We start from the raw sequence: 25,924 nt of genomic DNA, 5'->3' as shown, positions 1-25,924 counted from the left end.
CCGCACCCCCCAGTACTTGAAGGACGAGGGATTGATGACCAGAACGCGCACCACCCGGCTGCGGCGTCCACTGCTCGCAGGCACCACGGCCGTCGCCGCCATGGCCGTGACCGCCGGACTCGTGGCCGCCACCGCGGAGTCGGCGGAGGCGGCGACCGGGCCCAAGCTGAGCCTCATCGCCGCGACCAACTCACTGACGCTCACCTCCTGGAAGGAGGATCCGGGCGTCTACCTCGACCTCGGCACCTACCTCACCGCGGAGGGCAGGCCGCTGGAGCTGAAGGTGACCCGGAAGTCCTACAAGGACCCGGTGACCATCACCCAGACCGTGTACGAGGGCGGCAAGACCAAGGCCAAGGTCCTGCCCAAGGGCACGGTGAAGGACTTCTCGGGGCTGCCCGGCTTCGCGGAGATCACCATCACCGACAAGTCGGGCAAGAAGGTCCTCAGCCGGACCGAGGACTTCTGCCCGAACAACGCCAGCGGCCGGGTACGCCCCGACGCGCCCGCCACCTCCAAGTATCCGGAGAGCTGCCCCACCAACCCGTTCACGCTCGGTTCGGTGTGGGGCGTCGAGAAGGGCTGGGCCGCCAACACCTACGCGGGTTCCTACACCGAGCCCGTCGCACTGGCGGCCGGGACCTACACGGCCAAGGTCGGCGTCGCCAAGAAGTACCGTGACCTGTTCGGCATCGCGAACAAGCCCGCCACCGTCAAGATGACCGTGGTGGAGCGGAGTTACGAGGACAACGAGGGCGTCACCGCCCAGTCGGCCGCGCCCCGTTCCGCGACGGCGGGCGAGCACGCCGGCCATGGAGCCGACCACCAGGCCCCGGCCGCGCACGCGGGCCACGGGCCGGGTCACGCACCGACACCCGCCCAGGCCGCGGCGCCGGTCACCAGCGGGGCGAGCCCCTCGTACAACGTGGGCCACGGACCGCTCAAGGCGGCGCCGCCCGCCCTGCCGTGGGCGCTGAAGAAGCAGCAGGCCGCGCGCTCCATGGCGGTCGGCGACAAGGGAGGCCAGACCGACGGCTCGCGCAAGGCTCCGGCACTCCAGCCGCTGGCGAAGCGACCCGCGGGCAAGCCCGCCGTCCCGGACGTCCCCAAGCCCGACCTGCGCTCGCTGCCGGCCTACGGCATCGTCGTCACCGACGGGGAGAAGGACATCCCCGGCAAGGACTACCTGGCCTTCAGCGCCAACGTGTGGAACGCCGGTCCGGCCCAACTGGTGGTGGACGGCTTCCGGTCGCCGGGCAAGGCCAAGATGGACGCCTACCAGTACTTCTACGACGCCAAGGGCAAGCAGGTCGGCTACACCCCGACCGGCACCATGGAATGGGACCCGCGTCCGGGACACGTGCACTGGCACTTCACCGACTTCGCCAGCTACCGGCTGCTGAAGGCGGACAAGAAGGAGGCCGTGCGCAGCGGCAAGGAGGCCTTCTGCCTGGCCAACACCGACGCGATCGACTACACGGTGAAGAACGCCAACTGGCACCCGTACAACACCGACCTGGCCACCGCCTGCGGGGAGGAGAACTCCATCTCCGTGCGTGAGGTGCTCGACGTCGGCTCCGGCGACACGTACTCGCAGGACCTGCCGGGCCAGTCCTTCGACATCACGGACGTTCCCAACGGCACGTACTACATCCAGGTGCTGGCCAACCCCGAGAAGCGGCTCAAGGAGACCAGCCTCACCAACAACAGCGCGCTGCGGAAGATCGTGCTCGGCGGCAAGCCGGACGCGAGGACCGTGACCGTACCGGCGCACGATCTGGTGAACGCGAACTGACCTGACCCCCGGGGGCATCAGCGCCCCGCACCGAAGAGCCGACGGCCGCCCACGGTGGCCGTCGGCTCCTCTGCGTCACCGAGCGAGCGGTGGAATTCTCCGTACGCGAACCCGGGGCCGCCGACCCGCACTCCGCTCCTGCTGGTCCCTGAACCGGGCCAGAGGCTGGTCGATGACCGGACAGCGCGCGCGGGTCGATCAGCACCGGGGATCAGGGTGCTGTGGTCGGAGCGGGCTTGACCTTGACGCTGGGGCAACCCTTCATCCTTCCGGCAGGGCTTCCTCGCAACCGCGGTGGAGCAGCTTTGCGAAGGAGGCAGATGATCATGATGGCGACCATGACGACCCAGTCGATCGCCCATCCGGCGATTCGCGTGCAGGGTCTTGAGAAGTCGTACGGGACGTTGGAGGTGTTGCGTGGCGTGGACTTCGACGTGGCGCGCGGCAGCATCTTCGCCCTGCTCGGCTCGAACGGGTCGGGCAAGACAACGGCCGTGAGGATCCTCGCCACGCTCCTGAAGCCCGACGCGGGGACGGCCGGCGTCAACGGATACGACGTCGGCACTCAACCGGCGAAGGTCCGGGAGGCCATCAGCCTTACCGGACAGTTCGCGGCCGTCGACGAGATCCTCAGCGGCCGGGAGAACCTCGTACTCGTCGCCAGACTGCTCCACCTCAAGGATCCCGGCGCGATCGCGGATGACCTGCTCGGTCGCTTCTCACTGGCCGACGCGGGCACGCGCAAGGTGTCCACGTATTCCGGTGGGATGCGCCGCCGGCTGGACATCGCGATGAGCCTCGTCGGGAATCCGCCGGTGATCTTCCTGGACGAGCCGACGACCGGGCTGGACCCCGAGGCGCGCATCGCGGTGTGGCGGGCGGTGAAGGAACTCGCCGGGCACGGGACGACGGTACTGCTCACCACGCAGTACCTCGATGAGGCCGAACAGCTCGCCGACCGGATCGCGATCCTCCACCAGGGCCGGATCATCGCGAACGGCACCCTCGACGAGCTCAAGCAGCTCTTCCCGCCCGCCACGGTCGAGTACGTCGAGAGGCAGCCGACGCTGGAGGAGATCTTCCTCGCGATCACCGGCAGCGGCGACAAGAGCCGCGCCACCGGCACGAACCGCTAGGGGGACGAGGATGACCACGTACTTCTTCACAGACGCCGCCGTGCTCACGGGACGGACCCTGCGTCATGTCACACGCAGCGTGGACACCGTCATCACGACCGTCATCACGCCGGTCGCCATGATGCTGATGTTCGTCTACGTGTTCGGCGGCGCGATCGACACCGGCTCGGGTCCGTACGTGAACTACATGCTGCCCGGCATCCTGCTCATCACGATCGCGTCGGGCATCTCCTACACCGCGTACCGGCTCTTCACCGACATGAGGAGCGGGATCTTCGAGCGGTTCCAGTCCATGCCGATCGCCCGGTCGGGTGTGCTCTGGGCACACGTCTTCACCTCTCTGGCAGCCAACCTGGTCTCGCTCGTGATCGTCACGGGCGTCGCTCTGCTCATGGGCTTCCGCACGGGGGCAGGAGTGCGAGCGTGGCTGGCGGTCGCAGGCATCCTGTTCCTGTTCACTCTGGCCCTGACCTGGATCGCCGTCATCCCCGGGCTCTCCGCGACGTCGGTGGAGGGGGCGGGCGCCTTCGCCTATCCGCTGATCTTCCTGCCGTTCCTCAGCTCGGCGTTCGTGCCCACGCAGACCATGCCGGGCCCGGTGCGTTGGTTCGCCGAACACCAGCCGGTGACATCGATCGTCAACACGATCCGGGACCTGTTCGCGCAACGGCCGGTCGGCGACGACATCTGGACCGCCCTCGCCTGGTGCGCCGGCATCCTCGTCGTGGCGTACGTCTCCGCGATGGCCGCCTATCGCCGGAAGATCGCCTGAGGCAGTCTGACAGCCATGCTCACCATCAGCCAGCTTGCGGCGTACGCCGGGGTGACAGTACGGGCGGTACGCCACTATCACAAGATCGGGCTGCTGCCGGAGCCCGAACGCGACCCGTCCGGTTACCGGACCTACGACGCTGCTGCGGTCGTGCGACTGATCCGGATCCGTACGCTGGCAGACGCCGGCGTACCGCTGGCCCGGGTGCAGGAGCTACTCGACGCGGGCCCGGAGGAGTTCGCCGGAGGCATTCAGGAGATCGACAAGAGTCTGCGCGCCGAAATCCGACGGCTGGGGGAGACCCGCAGACGGCTCGCCCGGCTCGCCGCCGGAGAGCACCTGGCGCTCCCGCAGAGCGTGGTGGCCTACCTCGACCGGCTGCGCGGTCTCGGCGTCGAGGAGTCGTACATCGAGCTGGAGCGGGACGCCTGGATCCTGATCGCAGCCCAGGTGCCGCACTTGATCGACTCCCTGATCGCCAAGAAGCACGAGGAGCTGGACGACCCGGACATGGTGAAGCTCTACGGCCTTCTCAGCGGGGCTCTCGACTGGCCGGCCGACGACCCGCGGATCGTGGAGGTCGCCGACATCATGGAGCGCCTGATGATTCGGGCGGTGGGGGCCGGCGAGGCGGGTGCAGACGACGGCGTCGACGATCAGTTCGTCGACCTGCTGGACACCACCATGGTCCAGTCCTCACCGAATGCCGCACGGCTGTTGGCGATTCTGGAGCAGCGGGGCTGGAAGGGCTGGACCCGCATCGAGCGAGTGCCTGCCGACAGGCTGCCCACCGAGTCGCCGCCGCCTTGACGACCGGACAGCGGTGCCTCGGCATAGTGTGGCGGTGCAGGGGGTTTCCGGTGACGTGGGGGTAGAGGGTGCAGAGGCCGGTGGGGGGCGAAGTTCATGTTCACTACAGCCAGATCTACGTCGAGAGCGATCCGGACGCCGTCGGTCCCGATCTGGCCGAGGCGTTCGGCGGCCAGAGTTCCGGGCTGTGCGGAGCTGCGGTACCCGGTGCGCTGTGGCTGCGGACCGGGTTGCACACCGGAAACGTCGGCTTCACTGTCGAAGTGCACGACCACGCCCCGCCCCTGGACCCGGTGTGGGAGGACGTCGTGGAGGTCTCCTTCCGTCCTGCGTCGGCCGGAGCCGCCCTCGTCGAATGGGCGGGTGAAGCCGCACGGGAACTCGGTCTGCGAGAGATCGACTACCGGGTGCGGTACTGCGCCCGGGGGATGGACGAGGCGCACCGGCAGGACACCCGGATGGACGGGCAACCGCAAATGGACTGCTACCTCCTCCAGTTCTGGCCGGCGGAACCCGCGCCGGACCGGATCCTGAAGCAGACCTCGGCGATCGCCGCGTACTGCCAAGGCTACGCCCGTGAGCAACCGGCCCCGCCGTCACCGGCGGAACGTGCCGAGGCGGAGCGACGGGCCCGCCTCGCGCAGGAGCGAGCCGCTGAGCAGCACCGACTGGACTGCGAACGGTGGGAGTGGGGCGGGCAGTTGCCGAGCCGGGCCCTGCGCGCCGTCGGCGGCAACGTGCGCGGTCTGCTCTCCTTCGACCCGGCTCTCGTTCACGCCATCGACGTCGCCGGGGCGGACACGCAGCGTGCGGTAGCCCGGCTGGCCGCACGCCGGGCTTGTGAGGCCGCCGGGCTCGACCAGCTCGACTGGGTCCGCGCGGGACTCGCCGCCCTGGCCGGGGGCCGCCCACTGCCACCGCCTCTGGACGACGCGGACCGGGCGTGGCAGGCCCTGGCAACCGATCCGCGGGTGCCGCAGCGGACCGTCGGTCGGGCCGTCCCACCCAAGCGGCCGCCCTTTCAATCATCCGCCCGTCACGACGAGCGACCGCCGACAGCTCGCCCCGCCCCGGCCCACCGCATCGTGGGGCCTGCCGCGGCCGGCGTGGAGCCCGCGCGTCCTTCCGCCGCACCGGCATCGCGGGCCCATGAGGGCGCGGGACACAGCCTGCGGATCACGGTCGGCGAACCGGACCCCGGCCTGCGCATGTCCCAGCCCCACATGGCGCTCCCCGCACTCCTCGGCGCGGCGGCAACCGACCCGCTCCAGGCGGCCCTCGACGCCGTGTACGCGGCGGTGGCCGCTTATGGGGAGGACTATCAGGCTCTCCTGGACGAGGTCCGGTCGCTGTGCAGATCGAGGACCACGGCCGCCGTTCCCAGCACCGGTACGTCGACCGGTATCGCTCCGTCCGGCTCCGGGCCGATGTCCCGCAGGGGCAGGCCCAGGTAGGTGCTGCGGACGGCGCGGTCGACGGCGAAGGGCGTGCGCAGGCGACAGGTGACGGGGACGTCGGCCAGGGACTGGAGCCGCACCAGGAGCCTGCCGCTGTCGGGCACCGTCACCCCGACGAGCCGGACCCGGGGATCGTCCAGGTCCAGGAATCGCACCAGCGCCGGGGACGCGGCACCGGCGTCGGCGCGGGCGCGTACCGGCACGAGGGGGTGGCCGGTGACAGCGGCGACGCGTACGGCGAGTTCGTCGGCCCGCGCCGTGTCGTGCTCCGCGGTCGTGGCGAAGCCGACGCTGTAGCGGAAGACGTGGTCGAAGGCCTGCTGGGCGGGGAAGTTGGTGTCCCAGATGTTGTTGTGCACCCAGGAGAAGACGGTGGCCGGCTCCGCCTGCGGCAGCGACTGGGGGTAGGGGACGTAGGGGATCGCGATCCCGCCGAGCTGGACGAGCGGGGCGTCGGCCGTCGCCAGTGCCGCGTGGCGGGTGCCGTCGCTCAGGCTGATCCAGCGCCGGACGGCGCGCATGTGTGCCGCGGAGCCCGGCACGGTCTCGCGGTCGGTGCCCAGGACACCGCCCGTGGACTCCGTGTGCACGGCGGGGTCGTCGAGGGCGAAGGGGAAGGCGAAGAAGGCACTCTCCTTGGTGAGGGTCGCGTTCTTGTCGATACGGTTCTCGATGTCGAGGCGGGCCGCGTGGTGCGGCAGGTGCACGCGCACCCGGAGCCGACGGGTGCCGGCCGGGGCGCATTCGTAGACCAGGGTCTGCCCGGTGGCGTCCGTGGTGCGGTCGACGAGGGCGGCGGGCGGCGCGGTGCTGCGGGAGGCGAGCAGGTGCATCGAGTCGTCGGCCACGGTCTTGCTGGACTGGTGGTTGAACGCGCCGGCCGTGGCGTACTCGTCGTAGACGTAGCCGTTGAAGCCGACGACGGCGTCCTGGCGGACCAGCTCGCGTCCGCTCGCCTTGTCGACGACGGACGCGATGCACGCCTCGCGCAGGTCGACCGTCACGCGCAGGTGGTCGTTCTCCAGGACGGTGGCGTCGGCGGGCGGGTGCGTCCCGGCGGCCGGTGCGGGGGAGTCCGCGCCGGTGACGACGTCCAGCCGCACGGCGCCGCAGGCCGGTACGTCCGCGACCGGGACGTGCAGGAACCGCCCGGCCGCCCGGTGGCGTTCGTTGCTCTGCGCCTCCTCCGCCAAGGGCAGCGGCTCGCCGGTGCGCCCGTCGAGAACGCGCACCGCGTCGCCGAGCGCGACCGTGCTCTCCGGCAGGAAGAGGCGTGCGGTCTCGGTGCGCGGCCAGCTGCACGTGTTCACGACGTAGAAGGACGCCGCCGCGGTGTCGGACGGGGCGAGGGCCTCCCCGAGCAGGGCGGACGCGGCGTCCAGGAGCGTCTCGGCGTCGTCGTGGGCGCGCATGGCCTGGGAGTACTTCCAGTGCCACTGCTTCTCGCCGGACCCGTGGCCGTGGTCGCCGTGGGTCCAGGGGTCGCCCGCGCCCCAGGTGTGCTCGTTGAACAGGGACGCGGACCGGTAGACGTCCGGTGCGGCCGAGGCGACGGTCGTGCTGCCGGGTACGCCCATCAGGTGCGCGTACCCGGCCACGGTCTGCGCCTCGGCGAGGGCCGCCTGCCCGCGCCGGGTGGCCGCCAGCGGTACGGCGCCCGCGCCGACGCCGTCGACCCACCAGTCGCTCCAGTCGCCGCGGTAGGTCTCCAGGCGGTCTCCGACGCGCTTCTCGGCGTCCTCGAAGAAGTCCTGGTTGCGTGACGCGCGCAGCCGCGGGTAGGCCCACTGCTCGTTCCAGCGGCGCACGGTGTCGGAGATGATGCGGCGCGGCGGGCCGTTGTCCGCGAACTTGCCGAGCACCCGCAGGTGCAGCACGTCCCACGGGTAGGGGTCGGCGGTGCCGGGCAGGTCGAGGGCGGGGAAGCCGGGGATCCCGCGCCCCTGGTGGGGGTAGGGGAAGCTGGCCAGGGCGCCCAGGTAGGCGGGCAGTAGGTCGTCGACGTGGTCGTACGACTCGTCGAAGCCGAGGATCGAGCCCTCCATGTAGGCCAGGCCGTGCGGCGTGTCCGTCCGCCAGACCAGGACGCTGTTGCCGCTCGGCGCCTGCCAGCGGAACAGGCGGGGCAGGTGTTCCCCGCCGACGAGGTGGGGCACGGCGCGGCCGGCCCAGTTGTGCGCCACGGACAGGTAGCGGATGCCGTTGTCCGTGAGGACGTCGGGCAGGCCCACCACCTGGCCGGGCACGTCCGTCTGCATGGCGGTGGTGATGTCGACGCCGTGCCGGTCGCGCAACGCGGTCACGGGGCGCAGCAGTTCGTGCAGTTCGTCGGTGGAGCAGGTCTCGGTGTGCAGGTTGAACGGCATGGCCGTCAGCTCGACGCGTCCCTCGCGCACCCGATCCAGGAAGCTCTCCACCTGGCGGCGGGGCCGGTTGGCCTGCCAGTCCTGGAAGGAGTGAAATCCCTCGACGGCCCAGCGGAACCGGGCCGGCTCCGGCCAGTCGTCGGTGTCGCGGCACAGTTCGAGGAGCGAGTCCAGGTAGGCGCGGCTCTCGGCCATCACCCGGCCCTGCGGGTCGGTGTAGCCGATGTCCAGGTGGGAGTGCTGCACCAGGTGGAGCGTCCAGTGGCGCTGCGGCCGGACCTCGAAGGCGACCTGGGTTCCCTCTTCGAGTTCCGGAAGTTCGATCAGCAGGGGGGTGGGCGCGTCCACTTCCGGGACCAGGAGACGGGTGTCGTCTCCCGGCCCGGGCATGGTCTCGCAGTGGACGGGGGTGCCCCCGACGGTGGTGACACGGGCCCGGGTGACGCGCTGCCGCGGGTGTGCGCCGCCGGGACGGCGCACCCCGAGCCGGACGGACTGCAACAGTCCGCCCGTCCCGTCGTGGCGCAGCAGCGGCTCCCCCGACAGCCGCACCTGGAGGCCGCCGAGGCCGACGGTGGTGGCCACGCGCTCCTTCAGGAGGTCGCGCGCGAGGTCGGAGTCCCACCAGGACGGCCGGGTCAGCGGTGGCTTGGGCATGGTGCGTGAAGGTCCTTTGCGTCGTGGGGAGCGGGGGGCGCGGTCCGCCGCGTCAGGAAGTCCGGTGGTCCCGGTGGGTGGCGTCGGCGAGGGTGGCGAAGATTTGGACCATGGCCGACTGGTTGAGGGTCGCGGCCGGTGCGGCGGGGTCGTAGTCGCCGCCGTTGGAGGGCTGGAAGCGGAACAGGCCGGTGGAGGTGTCCCGGTTGGACCGGTAGGTGCTGTCCGCGTACGTGCTCATGGCCTTCAGATAGGCGGGGTCCGGGCGGACGGCGTCCAGGTCGAGCAGGTCCTTGAAGTAGAAGGCGTTGAAGACGGCCGGCTGGTCGTGCAGGCGGGTGCCCCCGGTCCAGTACGCCAGGGAGCCGCGGGCGTCCTCCACCGCCTTCCTCAGGTACCGGGCGTCACCGGTGCCGCGGTAGAGCGCCGTGGCGGTGCCGATCATGGCGCCCGAGTTGTAGGTCCACAGCGTCTCGTTGGTGCTGCCGTCGTCGCCGCGGTCGTTGACGTACAGGCCGGGTGCCGTGCGCATGCACGCGTACACCCAGCCGTACCACTGCTCGGCCCGGTCGAGGTAGGCGCGGTCGCGGGTGTGCTCGTAGAGCCGGGCGGCGAGCTGGGCCGACAGGGCGGTGACGTTGGTGGCACGGATGGTGTTGCCGGGCGCGTCGTACCAGTCCATGCCGCCCGGGCAGGTCTTGGTGGGGTCGCCGTCCCAGGCCCGGGAGACGACGGGCACGACCTGCTCGGCCCGCCGCAGGTAGCGTGCGTCGCCGGTTTCCTCGTACTGGTCGAGCTGGCTGAGGGCGACCACGGCGTTGTCGTCGTAGTACACGTCGCCGCCCGTGCCCAGGGGGGCGGGCAGGTACGACTGGTAGCCCGGACGCTCGCCGCCGGTGTGGTACAGCTCGGCCGTGTCGAACCGCTCGGTCGCGTCCTGGCGGTAGGCGTCCCCGGTGCGCGGCAGTCGCTGCATGTCGACGGCCGCCTGGGCGGCCTCGCGGAACGGCCACAGGTAGGAGTGCTCCGGGTCGGTGGCCTGCCGGGGTGTGTGCTCCCGGTACAGCCCGTGGCTGCCGGGGCCCTCGTACAGGTTCCGTTGCAGGGCGCGGTAGCTGCCGGTGGCACGGTCGGCCCAGGTTCCGGAGGAGACCGGGCGGGTGTGTTCGGGGCTCTGGGCGTGTGCGGGGGCGGCGGTCCACAGCAGGCCGGCGCAGACGACGGGGGCGGTGGCGCGGGTGAGCAGCGAGCGCAGCATGGGGGTTCCCTTCGCGACGATGACGGGGGAGGAGCAGGCGTGCGGGCTCAGCGGTGGATCTTGAGGCTGCTGACGAAGAAGCGCTGGGCGGAGAAGAACAGCACCACGGTCGGCAGCGACACCAGGAGGGCGCCGGCCAGGACGATGGGCGGCCCGACGTTGGAGTAGTTGCCCTGGAGGTCGGCGAGCGCGGCCATGACGGGGCGGATGTTGCGGCTCGTGACCATGGTGATGCCGAACATCAGGTCGTTCCAGACGGCCACGAACTGGAACACGAACACGGCGATCATGGCGGAGCGGGTCAGCGGAACGTGGATCTGCCAGAACACCCGCCACCACGACGCACCGTCCATGCGGGCGGCTTCCACGACCTCCCGCGGCAGCGTCAGGGAGTAGTTGCGCATGACGAAGAACGCGAACGGGACCGCGATCGCCGTGTAGATCAGCACCAGACCGGTCTGGGTGTCGTAGAGCGAGGTGTGGGCGTAGGACAGGAACAGCGGCCTGATGAAGACCTGGAGGGGCAGCAGGGTGCCGGAGTAGATCACCCAGAACCACAGCGCCTGCCGTTTGACGGGCATGATGATCGTGGCGAAGGCGGCGAAGCCGGCGATCACCGCGGCGGCCGCGGCGCTGACCACCGAGTACAGCAGGCTGTTGCCGAGCGCCGGGCCCAGGTTGGCCTTGTCCCAGGCCTGGGACATGTTGCCGAACAGTCCGAAGTCCTGGGGCAGCCAGTGCGGACTGCCCGAGTAACTCTCCGCGGGCACCAGCGCGTTGACGACGAGAAGCCAGGTGGGCACCAGCCACAGCAGGGCCAGTACCGCGATGACGGCGTTGCGCAGAACTCGGCCGAGGGACATCGTCACACGCCTTTCACGTCGAGCTGGCGGCGCAGGTAGAGCCAGGAGGCGGCCAGCACGATCACGGTGAGGACGACCGCGATCGCCGCTCCCGCGCCGGGCCGCAGTTCGAGGAAGGTCTCGTTGTACATGGACACGGCGAGCGTCTCGGTGGCCCGCCCGGGTCCGCCCTGGGTGAGCACCCAGATCAGGTCGAAGGACTTGAGGCCGTTGACCAGGCTCATGCCGATCACGATGATCGACACCGGGCGGAGCTGGGGCAGCACGATGTGGCGGAACTGCTGCCAGCCGCTCGCGCCGTCCAGGGCACCGGCCTCCAGGGTCTCGGGCGGGATGGATTGCAGCCCGACCAGGAAGAGGATGACGGCCACGCCGGTGGCCTGCCAGGCGTTGGCGAGGATCATCACGACGGTGTTGCCCGGCCAGGTCAGCAGCCAGCCCTGGGCCAGCGAGTCGAGCCCCATGCCGGTCAGGACCTGGTTGACGGCGCCGTCGGTGGTGAGCATGAAGTTCCACACCACCGCCACCGCGGAACCCGAGAGCGCGTAGGGCAGTACGACGCACAGCCGCGCCAGGCGTGAGAAGCGGCCGGCGTTGGTCATGCAGGCGATCGCGAGTCCCAGCACGAACGGCAGCGCGACCGTGCCGACCACCCACATCAGGGTGTTCTGGATGGAGCGGGACAGGGCCGGGTCGGACGCGAACAGCGAGTAGTTGTCGAACCAGCTGAACGGCGAGGTCCGCGTGTCGCTGAAGAAGCTGCGGTAGACGGTCCAGACGAAGGGGGCCAGCAGGAACAGCGTGACGAGGAGGACGGCCGGAGCCATGAACCCGCCCGCCGTCACACGTTCACGCGCGGTGGCCCACTTCTGCCTCAAGGGGGGACGCCGCATGGTGCGCCGGGGCGCTCCCGGTCCGCCGGCCGGGGTCGGCGGGCGTCGGTCGGTCACTGAGGTGCTCATGCTTCGTCTCGCTTCCAGGCCGCCCATTCGTCGTGTGCGCGCTCCTGCATCCGGCGCAGGGTGGTGGCCGGTGAGGTCTGTCCGGCCATGAAGCCGCCGAGGTCGTTGGTGTTGCCCTGGATGAGGCTGGGCGGGCTGGCCTCCCAGTAACGGACCAGCGCGGTACGGCGGTTGCGGGCCACGTCCCGCTGGAGCCCCGCCACCACCGGATTGCCGGCGCGCACCTTCGGGTTGGCGGAGCTGTCCTGGAGGAAGTCGCTCCACACCCGCTGGACCGACGGGTCGAGCCAGGCACCGACGTTCGCCATCGCCGCCTCGTGGGACGAGGCGCGGCTGGGCACCACGAAGACGCCCGACTCGGCGATCACGCTCTTCGGGGTGGCGGGACGCACCGTCGGCAGAATGAAGGCGCCGTAGTCGGTGCCGGGTTCCATCCCAACCGCCGACATGCCCGACGCCTGCCAGGTGCCGTGCAGGAACATGCCCACCGTGCCCTCCTTCAGCGCGCCGGGGCCGCGCGCCTGGTCGAAGTCGGGAGGGGTCATCCAGCCCTTGCGCATGAAGTCGTGCCAGATGTCCATGGCCCGGCGGGCCCGGTCGTCCGTGTAGGAGGCTTCCCCGGCGACCAGCCGCTGGTAGAAGCCGGGGTCGACCTTGCTGACCAGTTCCTGGAACCACTCGATCGCCGGCCAGCCACCCACCTGGCTGGCGAGGAACGGCGTGATCCTGTTGCGCTTGAGGACTTCGGCGCAGTGCAGCAGCTCGTCCCAACTGCCCGGGGCGGACAGGCCCAGCTTCCCGAACACCGGCTTGCTGTAGAAGAGCACGTAGTACGACTCGTACAGCGGGACCCCGAACACCTTGCCCCGGTAGGAGACGGACTCCCGCGACGTGCCGCGCACCCAGCCCTTGGCCGCGTACCCCTTCCAGACCCGCGTCAGGTCGGTGAGCCCGCCGGCGCGCGCCAGGCGCTTGAGCTGGTAGCCGGACGCCCACTTGACGAGGTCCGAGGACTTCGAGGTCTGGAGGGTCATCTGCACGACCTGCTGGTACGAGGTGACCGACGGGTTCGACAGCGGCCTGAGCGTGTACCCGGTGATCTTCTTCAGTTCGCGGCCGGCCGCCCGGTAGCCGTCGTCCCAGGTGGCGTTGTCGTTGGAAATGCTCGTGGTCCCCGGCTGCGCGGACGTGCTGGCTCCCCGTGCGCAGCCCCCGGCCGCCAGAGCGGCCGCGCCGGCGGCCGCCCCGGTGAGGAAGCGGCGCCGAGCGAGCGGCGCGGCCGCACTGCTGGTCCTGCCCGATGCTGACATTGATCACCTTCACGAAATCGGGCCATCTGCATGGCCGGATGTGAATCACAGGACGTGTGCGGCGTCGGAGAGACCCCGGAGCAGCCCCGGTGCGTGTTGCGTGGAGGTTAACGACACCATTCCGCCGGTAGCAAGACTTCGAAGGGAAAAGAATCTCCCTTAAGAGAGATGGGGAATGAATGTGCAGGTCACACGCATGGCTGCGTCGTCATCAGGTGTCGGATCGGCCGTGGACACCTCCAGCCAAGCACTGTTATCGTTAACGCAAGTGGAGCCGAGTAAGGAGCAGCTGTGCCCGCGTCTCGTTCGTACGACCCCCTCCCCAGCTACCAGCCGGTCGACGGCACGGTGACCACCGGCTGGCCGGCCCTGGCCGCGGACCTTCCGCCGGGCCCGCTCGTCCTGGCCGTCGACGGCCCCGCGGCCCTCGACTGGACCGCGCTGGCCGACGGCCTCGCGGGAGCCGTACGTGCCGCGGGGCGCGACATCGACCTGATCGACGTGCGCGACCACTACGCAGAGGCGGCCGACGAGCGGATCGCGGCCCTGCCCGTCCCCGCCGACGACCCGTTCTTCACCCCGCTGTCCCAGGCGCGGGTCGCGGACCTGTTCGACGCCCCTCCGCGGCCCGAGCGGCCCGTGGGGGACGGAGTGGTGCTGGTGTACGGGCCGGGCGCGTCGCTGTGCGGTCCCGATCTGCTGTGGTACGCGGACCTGCCGAAGCGGTACGCCGAGGCGGCCGTGTCGAAGGGCGAGCTGCCGGTCGGGGTCAACCTGGGGCGCTCCGCCGCGCCCGGCGACCTGGTGCGCCTGTTCTACACCGACTGGCCCGTGCAGGACCGGCACCGCGACGCGATCGCGGGACGGATCGACCGATGGATCGACGTCCAGGACGCGGCCGGCCCGGCCGCACTGGACGGTGCCGCACTGCGCAGCACACTGGCACACCTGGCCCGCGGCCCGGTGCGCACCCGTCCGTACTTCAACTCCACCCCGTGGGGCGGCCGGTGGGCGGCGAGCGAACTCGGCTTCACCCCGCAGGCGGGCAACACCGCCCTGGGCTACGAGCTGATCGCGCCCGAAGCGGGGGTCGTCATCGGGGACAAGGGCGCGGCCCAGGTCGAAGTCCCCTTCCAACTGCTCTGCGTCGCCCACCCCGAGGACATGCTCGGTGTGGACGTGCACCGCGCCTTCGGCGCCTCCTTCCCGATCCGCTTCGACTACCTGGACACGATGGGCGGCGGCAACCTGTCCCTGCACCTCCACCCGCGGGAGCGGTACATGCGGGAGGTGTTCGGCTGGCCCTACACCCAGCACGAGACGTACTACGTCACCGCGAGCGAGGACGGCGCCCGGGTGTTGCTCGGCCTCACCGGGGAGGCGGACCTCGACGTCATGCGGCACCAGGTGGAGGACTCGATAGCCAACGGCACCCCGATGCCCGTCGAGCAGCACATCCAGTCGCACCCCGCGACGGTGGGCCAGCTGTTCATGATTCCGGCCGGCACACCGCACGCGTCCGGCGCGGGCAACCTGGTGCTGGAAGTGAGCGCGACCCCCTACCTGTACTCCCTGCGGCTCTACGACTGGCTGCGCAAGGACGCCGCCGGTGCCTCCCGGCCCCTGCCCTACGAGCACGGCTTCGCCAACCTGGACACGGCCCGGCGCGGCGAGGACGTCACGAAGGACCTCGTCCAGCAGCCGCGTACGCTGCGCTCCGGCGAGGGCTGGCGCGAGGAGGTCATCGGCGCACTGCCCGAGATGTTCTACGCGGTGCACCGCCTCGTGGTGGCACAGGGCTGCGCCCTGCCCGAGGACACCGCCGGACGCTTCCACATCCTCAACGTGGCCGCCGGCGAAGGCGCCGTCATCGAAACCCACGACGGCCGCACCCACACCCTGGCCTTCGCGGAGACCCTCACGGTCCCCGCCGCGGTCGGCCCGTACCGCGTCCGCGCCCTGGGCGGCGACGAGGTGCGGATCGTCAAGGCACTGGTGGTCGAACCGTGACCGCGGCCCCCACGGGGCAGGCCCCGCCGCCGGTCCCGGTGCTCGACATCGGCGGTACGCACGTCACCGCGGCCCTCGTCGACCCCACCGCGCCCCGCCCCGTGCCCTCCCCGGTGATCCGCAGGCCGCTGAGGTCGCACGCGGAGGCCGGCGCCCTCCTCGACGCCATCGCCCGGGCCGCCCTGGCGCTGCCCGGCGGGCACGACCCGCGCTGGGGTGTGGCGATGCCCGGCCCCTTCGACTACGCCACCGGCGTCGGCCGCTTCGCCGGCGTCGACAAGTTCGAATCCCTGAACGGCGTCGACGTGGGGGCGGGCCTGCGCGAGCGGCTGGCCGACCGGTGCGAGCGGCTGTGCTTCCTCAACGACGCCGACGCGTTCGCCGTCGGCGAGTACGGTTCCGGTGCCGCCGCGGGGCACGACCGGGTCATCTGCCTGACGCTGGGCACGGGTGTGGGCTCCTCGTTCCTGTCCGGCGGCCGCCCTGTCCACACGGGCCCCCTCGTCCCGCCCGGCGGACACGCGTACCGCCTGACGGTGCACGGCCGGCCACTGGAGGACACGGTCTCGCGTCGCGCCATCCGCGCGCACTACGCCCGCCTCACCACCGTGACGGGGGACCAGCACCTCCCCGACGTCCGTGACATGGCCGCGCGCGCCAGGAAGGGCGACGCCGCCGCACAGGAAGCCTTCCGCTACGCTTTCGACGCACTCGGCCAGGCCCTGGCTCCATGGATCGACCGCTTCGCGGCCACCGCGGTGGTCGTCGGTGGCTCCATGGCCCGGTCGTGGGACCTGATCCACCCCGCGCTCACCACAGGGTGGACGTCGGCCGACCGACCGGACGTACCCGTCCTGCCGGCCCGGCAGCCCGAGGAGGCCCCCCTGCTCGGGGCCGCCCGCTGGGCACAGGGCGCGCCGGACGCGTCATGAGGGCGGGGGCACCGGTGCAGGAAGGCAGAGGAAGGGGCAGGAGCATGACCGCTCGCCGGGGCAGCGGGCCGACCATGCACGACGTCGGCAAGCTCGCGCAGGTCAGCGCGATGACCGTCTCGCGTGTGCTCAAGAACGACCCCGGTGTGTCGGAAGCGACCCGCGAGCGGGTCTTCGCGGCGGTCGACCGACTGGGGTACCGCCGCAACCAGACCGCACGCAGTCTCCGCCTCGGGGGCAGCGGGATGATCGGCCTCGTCGTCACCAACCTCGCCAACCCCTTCTACTCACGCCTCGCCCTCGGCGTCCAGGAAGTCGCGACCGAGTACGGCCTGCGCGTCCTGCTCAGCAACTCCGGCGAACAGGCCGACCGCGAACCCGGACTCATCGACGGCCTCGTGGACCACCAGGTCGAAGGGCTGATCGTGGTCCCGGCCGGCAGCCGGCAGCAGCACCTGGCCCGGGCCATGCGGCACGTCCCCGTCGTCCTCGCCGCACGGCCGCCCGCCGGACTCGACACCGACTGCGTCCTGGTCGAGGACTTCCACGGCGCACGCGAGGCCACCGCATGCCTCCTCGCCGACGGACAGACCCGCATCGCCTTCCTCGGCAACCCGCCGGCGCTGTACACCGGTGCCGAACGCCTGCGCGGATTCTGGGCGGCACACGAAGAAGTCGGCATCGAACCGGACAACGCCCTCATCCGCCAGGGTCTGGTCGACGCCGCGACGGCGGAGCGCGCCACTCTCGACCTGCTCGGCCTGGCCGCACCCCCCACCGCGCTGTTCTGCACCAACAACCGCATCAGCCAGGGCGCGATCCGGGCCCTGTACAAATCCGGAACTACCCTGCCCGTCGCCGGTTTCGACGACTTCGACCTCTCCGACGTCCTCGGTCTGCCGCTGACCCTCGTCTCCTACGACGCCGACGAGATCGGCCGCCAGGCCGCGCGGCTGCTGATCGACCGACTCGAACAGGACGACGACGCGGCGCCGCGGGCCTCCCGTCGCGTCACCGTGCCCACGCGCGTCGTCCGCCACGGCGTACCCTCCGCGCCCGGACCCGGTCACCCGCCCGCCAGCGCCTGACACCCCGTCAACAAGCCTCCGACCGACGACGGCCGCCCGCCGACCGCCGAAAGGCCGACCCATGAGCTTTCCCACCGGCGTCACCGACCACCCGATCGTGCAAGAGGCCGTTCACCGCCTTGACGGCCTCGGGGACCCGCGCTTCGGCCAGACGCTGACCCGCTGCCTGAACGACACCCTGGCCCGCACCATCCGGCCGATGCCCGACGGCACCGCTTTCGTCGTGACCGGCGACATCCCCGCCATGTGGCTGCGCGACTCGTCCACGCAGCTGATGCCGTACCTGGCTCTCCTGAAGGATCACACCGCCCTCCAGGACCTCCTGCTCGCCGTGCTGCGCCGGCAGTTCCAGCAGATCGCACACGATCCCTACGCCAACGCCTTCAACGCGGAACCCTCCGGGCAGGCCCACGATCCCGAGGACCTGTGCGGGGACCCCTGGGTGTGGGAGGAGAAGTACGAAGTCGACTCCCTGGCCTTCCCCTTGCTGCTGGCCCACCGCTTCTGGGCGGCGACCGGACGGACCGACCACGTCCCCGCGATGCTCAGGACCGCGCGCACCGTCATCTCGGTGTGGCGCACGGAGCAGGACCACGAACGTCTCTCCACGTACCGCTTCCGCCGCGAGAACGGCCCACCGAGCGATACCCTGCCGAACGCCGGACGAGGCACGCCCGTCGCCCGGACCGGGATGACCTGGAGCGGGTTCCGGCCCAGCGACGACGCCTGCGCCCTCGGCTACAACATCCCGGCGAACCTCTGCGCCGCCGCCGCGCTCGACGGCACCGCCGAACTGGCGCGCCACGCACACGACACCGAACTCGCCGAGGACGCCGCCGGACTGGCGGCCGAGCTGCGGGCGGCCACCGTACGGCACGGCATCGTGCGTCACCCCGACGTCGGCCGGATGTACGCGTACGAGGTGGACGGCAACGGCAACGCGGTACTGATGGACGACGCCAACATGCCCGGGCTGCTCTCCCTGCCCCTCGTCGCGAACATCCCCACCACCGACCCGGTGTACCTCGCGACCCGGCGGTTCGTCCTCTCATCGGCGAACCCCACCTGGCACCAGGGGGCGGCGGCCGAAGGCATCGGCAGCCCGCACACGCCCGACGAGCACATCTGGCCCATCGCCATCGCCGTCCAGGGACTGACCGCCGACGACACCACCGAGCGGGTGAGGGCCCTGACGACCCTGCTCTCGACCGACGCGGGCACCGGCCAGATGCACGAGTCGTTCCACAAGGACGATCCCCGCCGGTTCACCCGCCCCTGGTTCTCCTGGGCCAACGCGATGTACGCCGAACTCGCCCTGGACACCGTGGGACTGGGCACCCGGCCCCTGTGGCAGAAGGGAACCTGAACCCGGCACGGACCGACGGCACGAGACGGGCGCCCGCCGCTGTGAGAACCGCGTATCGGTGGGATGACCGATGTGCCGGGGCCGGGGGAGTGGCCATAGTCCTCGGGAGATCGTTTCGCGGGTGGCCGTCGTGCGCCCGATGACGGAAAGGACCTTCTGTGGACGCGTATGCGGATCTGGTGTTCCTCGGCGGCCGGGTGGTCACGGTCGACGCGGAGTTCTCCGTCGCCTCGGCCCTGGCGGTGACCGACGGCCTCATCAGTGCGGTCGGCGGGAGGGACGACGTCGCGCCGCTCGTCGGACCCGGCACCCGCGTCATCGACCTGCGCGGGGCGACACTGCTTCCCGGCATCAACGATTCCCACCTGCACGGATGCGCCTTCGGGATGGCGACGCCGCCGCTCTCCCTCGACCTCGGCCATCCCGCCGTGTCCTCCCTCGCCGACGTGGCCGAGGCGGTACGGGAGGCCGCCGGGCGGGTTCCGGACGGTCAGTGGATCACGGGGCACGGCTGGGACACCGGCTACCTCGACGAGTGCGCCCCCGATCCGTCGCGGCAGCCCTCGCGGCGTGACCTCGACGCGGTGAGCCCGCACCACCCCGTCGCCCTGTACTCCTTCTCCGGGCACGCCACCTGGGTCAACTCCAAGGCGATGGAGCTCATCGGGATCGACCGCCGCACCGTCGCGCCGCCCGGCGGGGCCATCGTCGTGGACGAAGCCGGGGAGCCGACCGGGCTGCTCCACGAGGGGGCCCAGGCCCTCGTCCAGAACGCGCTGCCGCCGCTCAGTCGGCAGGAGCGGACCGACGCGATCAGGTCGACCCTCGCCACGCTCGCCCGGCTCGGTGTGACCAGCTACACGGAGCCCGGGCTCGGCCCCGGCGGCGACGGCATCATGCGGGGCGCGCTCGGCAGGGAGACCCTCGACGTCTACCGCAGGCTGCTGGCCGACGGCGAACTGACCGCCCGCGTCGGCGTCCTGCTCCTGCCCACCGGCATGGCGAGCACCGCCGAGGAGTTCGCCCGCGCCCTCACCGCCCTCGCCGAGTCCGGTGACGCCGATCCGCGCCGCCTCGCGATCCACGGCGTCAAGATCTTCGCCGACGGCATCGTCCCCAACAAGACCGCGTGGATGCACGAGCCGTACGTCGGTGGCGGCTGCGGGTCCCTGTGCGTCGGCGGCGAGACCGACGCCGAGCGGGTCGCCGGGATCGACGCCATGATCCGGCACGCCCACGCCGCCGGGCACCAGCTCGGCGTGCACGTCACCGGGGACCGGGCCATCGACACCGTCGCGGACGCCTTCGCCGCGGCCATGGCCGAACACCCGCGGCCCGATGCCCGCCACTACGTCATCCACGGCGACTTCCTCACCGCGCACAGCATGAAGGTGCTGGCCGAGCACGGCTTCGGCGTCAACATGAACCCCACCATCAAGTGGACCGTCGCCGACATGGAGGAGGCGTTCGTCGGCCCCGGACGGGCGGCGTACGCATGGCCCTACCGCGATGCCCTCGACGCCGGCGTGCGCGTCGCGAGCGGGTCCGACGCCCCCGTCACTCACCCGGACTGGCGCCAGGGCGTCGCCACCATGGTGCTGCGCGAGTCGAAGGCCGCCGGCCGGATCAGCGGCCCCGAGCAGCGCATCGGCCTGGCCGAGGCGCTCCGCACGTACACGATCGACGCGGCCTGGCAGGACTTCGCCGACGACTGGAAGGGCTCCCTGGAGCCGGGCAAGGCCGCCGACCTCTGCGTACTCGACGGGGACCTGCTGACCGCCGACCCGCACGACATACCGGAGATGCCCGTCGTCCTCACCGTCGTGGACGGGCGGGTCGTCCACGACACCCTGCGCGATTGACCTACTCCCCGCACATGATCATCCTTGGGGCATGGCAGCGGAGCGGAGCACGGCGGGCATCCTGGACGCGGCCGTCCACGTCCGCGAGGCCGCCAGGGGCGCCATGAGCGGCGCGACGGGCGTCGGTACGGTCCTGGCGGCGCTGTCGGAGGTGATGGAGTACGACCACGCCTCCCTGGCCCGCTGGGACCCGCTGCGGCGGCGCCACACCACCCTGGCCGGGAGCTACCCGGACGACGCCACGGCCTACATCGAAACCCGCCTCCAGCACGACCCGGTGTTCCCCGTGCTCCGCGACCCCGCCCGAGGCGGCCTCTGGCTCACGGATGTCCCCCGGCAGCTCCTGGAGGTGTCCCCGGGCTTCCAGAAGGTGCTGTGTCCCCTCGGCATCGAGGACGGCGTGGCCCAGTGCCTGTTCGCCGCCGACGGCCGGTACGTCGGCATGCTGAACGTCAGCATCCGTCGACCGCGGCGCGCGCCCGATCCGGCGCGCGCCGTGGTCACCCTGCTCACCGAGGCACTCGCCGCGGCCGTCGACCCCCGCGCGGGCCTGACGTCCGACGCCCCTGCCGCCGCCGACCGCGCCGCCGGTGCCCGGCGGCCCAACGGGCTCTCGCCCCGTGAACTCCAGGTGCTGGCCGAACTGACCGCCGGCCGCACCAACCGGGAGATCGCCGAGCGGCTGTACATCACGCCGCGCACCGTGGGGACCCACATCGAGCACATCCTCGCCAAGCTCGGCCTCCCCAACCGCGCGGCCGCCGCCGCCCGAGCCGCCGCCTGGGGAATCACGGACGGGCCGTCCCACTAGCGGTGAGCGATGTCAGGCGGCGGGCGGGAGGACGACGACCTTACCGTGCACCGAGCCCTCGGCGGCGCGGGCGTGCAGGGCCGGGAGTTCGGACAGCGCCACCCGCTCGGTGACGGCGACGTGCAGCTCGCCGCCGTCGATCAGCGCCACCAGCTTCCCCAACTGGTCGGCGTCGCTGCGGACGAACAGGTCGATGCCCCGTACGCCGCGCTCCTCGTCGCCGGGAGCGGGCATCCAGACCGTGGTGTTCACGAGGACCCCGCCGGGACGGACCAGGGTGACCAGCGCGGCCAGTTCGGCGGGGTCGACCGGCGCGAGGTTGAGCGCGAGGTCGACCGGCTCGGTCACCGCCGCGGTGACGCCGGTGGTCGTGTGGTCGACGACTTCGTCGGCCCCGGCCGAGGCGACCGCCTCCCTGCTGCGCGGGCTGGCCGTGGCGATGACATGGGCGCCGGCCTTCTTGGCCAGCTGCACCGCGTAGCCGCCGACCGCTCCGCCGGCGCCGTTGACCAGCACGCCGGCGGAGGCCGCCTGCGCGCAGAGGGTGGTGGGCGTCTCGACGAACGCGAAGAAGTCGGTGAAGTACCTGTTCAGGCCCGTGTGCCGGGCCAGATGGAGTCGACCGCTCTCCGCCAGTTGGACATTGCCCATCGGTGTCTGCGTGATCGTCAGCAGGCGGTGCAGTGTCGCCTTGAGTACGGCACCCTGGCTGTGGCGTGAGCCCGCGTCCAGGCGCAGCCCGGGCAGCCGTGGCGGGCTGAAACGGCCCCTGCCGGCAAACCACGACGTCGCGTCCTGGTCCGGTGCCGGTGTGCGAACGACCGCGTCGGCGAGTGTGTGGAGCTTGACGTTGGACTGCTGCGACGAGGTCTTGAGCAGCTCGAACGCCGCGTCGGCGCACTCGAGGCGGTAGCGCCGGGCAAGGATGTCCTGAGCGCGGGCGATGCCGGCATGCCCCAGCCGTCGGTTGCGTCGATCGAGCTGCTCCCGTGTCCAGCGGGGGCCCTTCTGGGCGGGCTCCGATCCGGGCGACGACATCGGGGCGGCTTCTCCGCCCGGATACTCGGAAAGATGGCCCATGGGAAGCTCCAATGCGGTACGGCGGGCATGACGAAGGGCCGCGATCGCCTCCTGCACGCCGGCCGCAGGCAGCGCCTGCTTCCCAAGCACTGCAACCGACCCTAACCAGAACCGGCTTGACCCGTGCAACCCGACCAGTCCCCAAAATCGAGTACGAACGGGGACGCCATCCGGCTTCCGCCCGGTCTCAGTCGTCTCCGGTGAGGAAGTCGGTCAGCGCGGCGGCGACCGCGTCGGGCTGCTCATCGGGGATGAAGTGTCCTGCGTCCGGCACGAAGACCCCGGTGGCGTGGGCTGCCCACGGCCTGACGGAAGCCGCCATGTCGGGGATGGAGCCGTGGCTGCTGGAGATCCCGAGAACCGGGACCCTCAGGCGCTGTTGCTCCAGCGCTTCGTGGTTCTTGCGCGCCGACACGGCGGCGTCCCGGTAGTAGGCCAGGGATGCGTGCAGACCGCCGGTGGCGGCCACGGACGCGGCGTACTGCTCGATCTCGGCGTCGTCGAAGGTGTCGGGGGAGAGGGTCTTGGCCTTGAGGAACCAGCCGACGTACTCCCGTTCGCGGCCGGCGAGCAGTGTCTCGGGCAGTTCGGGCACGAGGTGGAAGGCGAAGTGCCAGGTCTTCCACGCCTTCTCGGGGTCGGTCGGAATGGCGTCGGGGAGGGTGATGCCGGGGATACCGGCGTCGAGCAGGGCCAGGCCGCGCAACTGGTCCTGGTACTTCAGGGCGAGGGAAAAGGCGACCCACGCGCCGATGTCGTGGGCGACGAGCCGGTATGCCGAGATGCCGAGCACCTCGACCGCGGTGTGGACGTGCGCCGCGACCGTGTGCGTGTCGTAGCTGATGTCCGGGCGTTCGGAGTGGCCCTGGCCCGGCAGGTCAATCGCGATGACGTGGAATCGGTCGGCCAGGAGGGGCATTACCTTGCGCCACGCCCGCCAGGTCTGCGGGAACCCGGCGAGCAGCACGACGGCCGGACCGTCCGGCCGGCCGCCCTCGACCGCGTGAAGCCGGACGCCGCCCGCGTCGACCCAACGGTGGGTGAAGCCGGCCAGGTCGGCCAACGGCAGGTCCCGGACCGGACGGCCGGAGAGGCGGGGGGCGGTTGCGGGGTCATTCATGGTTCTCCTCCACTGCGCGACAGAGCGGTGAGCATGGTGCGGGTGAGGCGCCGACCGCGATCACGTGGGGCACGGGTCGCTGCGCCGTGGCCTGAGCGGTGTCAGTCATGACCACGCCTTCACCCTAACCCATCTTGAACTGACTGGTTCAAGATGAGAGGATGGTCTCCACCGAGAAGGCGGAGCAGGAGGCAGGCGCGGCATGGCAGGCAAGAAGCGGTTCGACATCGCCACGGCGCTCGATGCCGCGATGCTTCAGTTCTGGCGGGCCGGCTACGCAGACACGTCCGTGGACGACCTGTCCCGGGCGACCGGACTCAACCGCAGCTCCATCTACTCCTCCTTCGGCGACAAGGACACGCTCTTCCTGCGCTGCCTGGAGCGCTACACCACGCGCTACGGCGACCAGTACGACGCCGCGTTGTCCTGCGCCGCCGACCGGCCCCTGGCGGCCGCGCGGGCGTTCTTCGACGTCACCCTGGAACGCATCGCGGACCCCGGCCTGCCCGGCGGGTGCCTGGTGGCCCAAACGGTCATGGCGACCCCCGTACTGAGCGCGAGCGTCGCGGCGCGCGCACGGGAAGCGATCGGCTTCCAGCGCACCCGGCTCTCTGCCGCACTGAGGGCCGCCCGACTGCATGACGAGGCGGCCGAGTCCTTCGCGGCCCACCTTGCGGCCGTGAACCAGTCCCTCGCCGTCATGAGCAGAGCCGGGACGAGCACGGAACAGTTGCGCGCCATCGTCAACGTGACCCTCGACGCCCTCGCACAGACGCTGGCCGCGAACAAGTAGACGCCGTTCCCGCACCCACTGGAATCAAGTGCCGGACGCAGGCGTGTATCGGAAGTGGATCAGGTCGTAGTGGGCGAAGTCGGTGAAGAACCTCTAGGGCTTGCTTTCGCTGCGTGGTTCCGAACGGTGGTCGAAGTACGCCCACGCGAAGATGCCGAGCAGGGCCACGGTGCCAACGACCGGGAACTGCACTGCCGCGGGTGCGTGCCGGGTGAAGTAACCGGCAAGTCCCACTGCCAGGGCGCCGCACAGCATCACCATGCGGCTGGCGAAGTGTTGCCACGGATCGTTGCCGTCACGCTCGTGGAAGAGGCCTCGTGCCGCTGCTTTGACCGGGCGTTCAACACCTCTGCGCTTCTTCGCTCGGTACTCCAGCCCGTATCCGATGAGCAAGTAGAGCGCGAAGGCCCCGGCGACCCATGCCCAGTCCGACGGGTCGTCCGTGTCGCCGCGCGCCAGGAAGACCTCCAGCTGTGAACTCATCCATGCCCCCCTTTTTTTATTCGTACAGGGGGCGGATGCCCTGTCCGCGAGACCGCAAGCCCGCCGTCCCTGGTGGCGGTGGGTGTCAGGTGGCGGTCGGACGATCGCGGTAGGTCTCGCACAGTTCCCAGACGGTGTTGCGCGTGGTGTCGTCCAGGGCCGCGTCGGGCCACGGGGTGGGGATCGCCTTGCTGTTGAAGTAGGTGCCGTTGGTTTCCTGTACCTCGGGACTGGACGCGAGGTACACGCTGGAGCGGGTGGCTTTGAGCAGCGCCCGGTGCCCGTACACGAGGGGCATCGCGAGCCGCAGGAGCGGCACGATCGGGCGGGCCAGGGGCGGGTAGGCGCTGGTGGCGAGGTTGTTGTTCATCGAGGTGTAGGCGTGCCCGGGGTAGGCGACGTTCAGCGTCACCGGTGTCGCCTCGAGCTGCTGGGCGAAGCGGTAACTCATGGCCATCTGTACCAACTTGGTCTGGTTGTAGAACGACAGTCCGACATAGGACTTCTCGCCCTGGAGGTTGTCCAGGTCGATCCGTCCCCGTGGAATGCCGCCGGTGATGTTGATGACCCGGGCCGCTCCCGAGGCCGTCAGGGCCGGCATCAGCCAGTGCGTGAGGCAGAACGGCGCGACCACGTTGACCGCGAACGCGGTCTCGATGCCGTCCTCGGTCAGTTCGCGGTGGGACCGGGTCGCCCCGGCGTTGTTGATCAGCACATCCACGCCGCCGGTCCGGGTGCCGACCTCCTCGGCGAGCCGACGGACGTCGCGGAGGCGGGACATGTCGGTCGTGATCGCCGTGACGCCCTCGTTCCCGCTGGAGCGGCGGAGTTCCGCCGCGGCAGTCTCGGCGCGGTACGTGTCACGGCCGACGAGGATGACGGCGGCGCCGAGTTCCGCCAGCTGACGTGCCGTCTCCTTGCCGATGCCCCCGGTGCTGCCGGTGATCAGCACGGTCTTGCCTTCCACGGTCACCGCTCCCTTCGGTCCGCCTG

The 25,924-nt window shown here is 71.0% G+C and carries 20 protein-coding genes; 11 read left to right on the top strand and 9 right to left on the bottom strand.

Annotated elements, in window-relative coordinates:
- The first annotated feature begins 34 nt into the window (after window positions 1-34).
- The 4 genes from ACIRGB_RS10045 (at window position 35) to ACIRGB_RS10030 (ending at window position 4,513) form a co-directional block, all read left to right on the top strand.
- Window positions 35-1,795, top strand: coding sequence for a lysyl oxidase family protein (locus ACIRGB_RS10045; protein WP_403861066.1), 1,761 nt, complete (start codon window positions 35-37; stop codon window positions 1,793-1,795).
- 236 nt (window positions 1,796-2,031) lie between these two features.
- A complete protein-coding gene (locus ACIRGB_RS10040) occupies window positions 2,032-2,931 on the top strand; it encodes an ABC transporter ATP-binding protein (RefSeq protein ID WP_403861063.1) in 900 nt (299 codons plus the stop codon).
- Between the two features lie 10 nt (window positions 2,932-2,941).
- Window positions 2,942-3,703 (top strand): ABC transporter permease, encoded by a 762-nt coding sequence (locus ACIRGB_RS10035; RefSeq protein ID WP_403861060.1) that lies wholly within the window; start codon window positions 2,942-2,944, stop codon window positions 3,701-3,703.
- A gap of 15 nt (window positions 3,704-3,718) precedes the next feature.
- On the top strand, window positions 3,719-4,513 hold the full coding sequence (locus ACIRGB_RS10030) for a MerR family transcriptional regulator (protein WP_403861057.1): 795 nt from the start codon (window positions 3,719-3,721) through the stop codon (window positions 4,511-4,513).
- 1,321 nt (window positions 4,514-5,834) lie between these two features.
- Here ACIRGB_RS10030 and ACIRGB_RS10025 read toward each other — a convergent pair.
- From ACIRGB_RS10025 to ACIRGB_RS10005, 5 genes are read right to left on the bottom strand one after another with little or no spacing between them, the layout of a single operon-like run.
- Entirely contained in the window at window positions 5,835-8,993 is a 3,159-nt protein-coding gene (locus ACIRGB_RS10025; protein ID WP_403861054.1) for a glycoside hydrolase family 38 C-terminal domain-containing protein, read from the bottom strand.
- Between the two features lie 52 nt (window positions 8,994-9,045).
- On the bottom strand, window positions 9,046-10,251 hold the full coding sequence (locus tag ACIRGB_RS10020; protein WP_403861051.1) for a glycoside hydrolase family 76 protein: 1,206 nt from the start codon (window positions 10,249-10,251) through the stop codon (window positions 9,046-9,048).
- Between the two features lie 47 nt (window positions 10,252-10,298).
- Entirely contained in the window at window positions 10,299-11,114 is an 816-nt protein-coding gene (locus ACIRGB_RS10015) for a carbohydrate ABC transporter permease (protein WP_403861048.1), read from the bottom strand.
- A gap of 2 nt (window positions 11,115-11,116) precedes the next feature.
- The gene (locus ACIRGB_RS10010) at window positions 11,117-12,076 is read right to left on the bottom strand and encodes a carbohydrate ABC transporter permease (RefSeq protein ID WP_403861045.1); all 960 of its coding nucleotides are present in this window, start codon (window positions 12,074-12,076) and stop codon (window positions 11,117-11,119) included.
- A complete protein-coding gene (locus ACIRGB_RS10005; protein ID WP_403861042.1) occupies window positions 12,073-13,386 on the bottom strand; it encodes an ABC transporter substrate-binding protein in 1,314 nt (437 codons plus the stop codon). Before ACIRGB_RS10005 ends, ACIRGB_RS10010 begins: the two co-directional genes overlap by 4 nt.
- Before the next feature lie 291 nt (window positions 13,387-13,677).
- Here ACIRGB_RS10005 and ACIRGB_RS10000 point away from each other — a divergent pair, with 291 nt between their 5' ends.
- The 6 genes from ACIRGB_RS10000 to ACIRGB_RS09975 all read left to right on the top strand — a co-directional run bounded on the left by ACIRGB_RS10000 (window position 13,678) and on the right by ACIRGB_RS09975 (window position 21,455).
- Complete coding sequence (locus tag ACIRGB_RS10000) at window positions 13,678-15,396, top strand: class I mannose-6-phosphate isomerase (RefSeq protein ID WP_403861039.1); 1,719 nt, start codon at window positions 13,678-13,680, stop codon at window positions 15,394-15,396.
- Window positions 15,393-16,328: an ROK family protein gene (locus ACIRGB_RS09995; protein ID WP_403861036.1), complete on the top strand. Its 936-nt coding sequence runs from the start codon at window positions 15,393-15,395 to the stop codon at window positions 16,326-16,328. The genes ACIRGB_RS10000 and ACIRGB_RS09995 overlap by 4 nt, the downstream gene beginning before the upstream one ends.
- Window positions 16,329-16,372: 44 nt before the next feature.
- The gene (locus tag ACIRGB_RS09990) at window positions 16,373-17,416 is read left to right on the top strand and encodes a LacI family DNA-binding transcriptional regulator (RefSeq protein WP_403861033.1); all 1,044 of its coding nucleotides are present in this window, start codon (window positions 16,373-16,375) and stop codon (window positions 17,414-17,416) included.
- Between the two features lie 61 nt (window positions 17,417-17,477).
- Window positions 17,478-18,782 (top strand): glycoside hydrolase family 125 protein, encoded by a 1,305-nt coding sequence (locus tag ACIRGB_RS09985; RefSeq protein ID WP_403861030.1) that lies wholly within the window; start codon window positions 17,478-17,480, stop codon window positions 18,780-18,782.
- Window positions 18,783-18,940: 158 nt separating this feature from the next.
- The gene (locus tag ACIRGB_RS09980; RefSeq protein WP_403861027.1) at window positions 18,941-20,644 is read left to right on the top strand and encodes an amidohydrolase; all 1,704 of its coding nucleotides are present in this window, start codon (window positions 18,941-18,943) and stop codon (window positions 20,642-20,644) included.
- A 31-nt stretch (window positions 20,645-20,675) separates the two neighbouring features.
- Window positions 20,676-21,455, top strand: coding sequence for a response regulator transcription factor (locus tag ACIRGB_RS09975; RefSeq protein WP_403861024.1), 780 nt, complete (start codon window positions 20,676-20,678; stop codon window positions 21,453-21,455).
- A 12-nt stretch (window positions 21,456-21,467) separates the two neighbouring features.
- On the opposite strand, the gene ACIRGB_RS09970 is transcribed toward ACIRGB_RS09975, so the two are convergent.
- Together ACIRGB_RS09970 and ACIRGB_RS09965 are read right to left on the bottom strand one after the other, a co-directional pair.
- Entirely contained in the window at window positions 21,468-22,493 is a 1,026-nt protein-coding gene (locus ACIRGB_RS09970) for a zinc-binding dehydrogenase (RefSeq protein ID WP_403861021.1), read from the bottom strand.
- A 229-nt stretch (window positions 22,494-22,722) separates the two neighbouring features.
- Window positions 22,723-23,655, bottom strand: coding sequence for an alpha/beta fold hydrolase (locus ACIRGB_RS09965; protein WP_403861019.1), 933 nt, complete (start codon window positions 23,653-23,655; stop codon window positions 22,723-22,725).
- 202 nt (window positions 23,656-23,857) lie between these two features.
- Between ACIRGB_RS09965 and ACIRGB_RS09960 the strand changes: the two genes are divergently transcribed.
- Complete coding sequence (locus ACIRGB_RS09960; protein WP_403861016.1) at window positions 23,858-24,448, top strand: TetR/AcrR family transcriptional regulator; 591 nt, start codon at window positions 23,858-23,860, stop codon at window positions 24,446-24,448.
- 93 nt (window positions 24,449-24,541) lie between these two features.
- Here the strand turns inward: ACIRGB_RS09960 and ACIRGB_RS09955 are convergent, their stop codons facing one another.
- Window positions 24,542-24,931, bottom strand: coding sequence for a hypothetical protein (locus ACIRGB_RS09955; protein WP_403861013.1), 390 nt, complete (start codon window positions 24,929-24,931; stop codon window positions 24,542-24,544).
- A gap of 85 nt (window positions 24,932-25,016) precedes the next feature.
- Window positions 25,017-25,898, bottom strand: a complete 882-nt coding sequence (locus tag ACIRGB_RS09950) for an SDR family NAD(P)-dependent oxidoreductase (RefSeq protein WP_403861010.1) — start codon at window positions 25,896-25,898, stop codon at window positions 25,017-25,019.
- Window positions 25,899-25,924: the final 26 nt, after the last annotated feature.

The organism is Streptomyces sp. NPDC102490, from assembly GCF_044765285.1.
In the GTDB taxonomy this organism is placed as follows: Bacteria; Actinomycetota; Actinomycetes; order Streptomycetales; family Streptomycetaceae; genus Streptomyces.
This window is presented reverse-complemented; position numbering and strand designations above follow the sequence as displayed.

Bases quoted from the DNA above. Each gene is read 5' to 3' on its own strand.
- ACIRGB_RS10045 (WP_403861066.1), top strand. From the start codon at position 35: ATGACCAGAACGCGCACCACCCGGCTGCGGCGTCCACTGCTCGCAGGC.
- ACIRGB_RS10035 (WP_403861060.1), top strand. From the start codon at position 2,942: ATGACCACGTACTTCTTCACAGACGCCGCCGTGCTCACGGGACGGACC.
- ACIRGB_RS10030 (WP_403861057.1), top strand. From the start codon at position 3,719: ATGCTCACCATCAGCCAGCTTGCGGCGTACGCCGGGGTGACAGTACGG.
- ACIRGB_RS10025 (WP_403861054.1), bottom strand. From the start codon at position 8,993: ATGCCCAAGCCACCGCTGACCCGGCCGTCCTGGTGGGACTCCGACCTC.
- ACIRGB_RS10020 (WP_403861051.1), bottom strand. From the start codon at position 10,251: ATGCTGCGCTCGCTGCTCACCCGCGCCACCGCCCCCGTCGTCTGCGCC.
- ACIRGB_RS10015 (WP_403861048.1), bottom strand. From the start codon at position 11,114: ATGTCCCTCGGCCGAGTTCTGCGCAACGCCGTCATCGCGGTACTGGCC.
- ACIRGB_RS10010 (WP_403861045.1), bottom strand. From the start codon at position 12,076: ATGAGCACCTCAGTGACCGACCGACGCCCGCCGACCCCGGCCGGCGGA.
- ACIRGB_RS10005 (WP_403861042.1), bottom strand. From the start codon at position 13,386: ATGTCAGCATCGGGCAGGACCAGCAGTGCGGCCGCGCCGCTCGCTCGG.
- ACIRGB_RS09990 (WP_403861033.1), top strand. From the start codon at position 16,373: ATGACCGCTCGCCGGGGCAGCGGGCCGACCATGCACGACGTCGGCAAG.
- ACIRGB_RS09985 (WP_403861030.1), top strand. From the start codon at position 17,478: ATGAGCTTTCCCACCGGCGTCACCGACCACCCGATCGTGCAAGAGGCC.
- ACIRGB_RS09975 (WP_403861024.1), top strand. From the start codon at position 20,676: ATGGCAGCGGAGCGGAGCACGGCGGGCATCCTGGACGCGGCCGTCCAC.
- ACIRGB_RS09970 (WP_403861021.1), bottom strand. From the start codon at position 22,493: ATGTCGTCGCCCGGATCGGAGCCCGCCCAGAAGGGCCCCCGCTGGACA.
- ACIRGB_RS09965 (WP_403861019.1), bottom strand. From the start codon at position 23,655: ATGAATGACCCCGCAACCGCCCCCCGCCTCTCCGGCCGTCCGGTCCGG.
- ACIRGB_RS09960 (WP_403861016.1), top strand. From the start codon at position 23,858: ATGGCAGGCAAGAAGCGGTTCGACATCGCCACGGCGCTCGATGCCGCG.
- ACIRGB_RS09955 (WP_403861013.1), bottom strand. From the start codon at position 24,931: ATGAGTTCACAGCTGGAGGTCTTCCTGGCGCGCGGCGACACGGACGAC.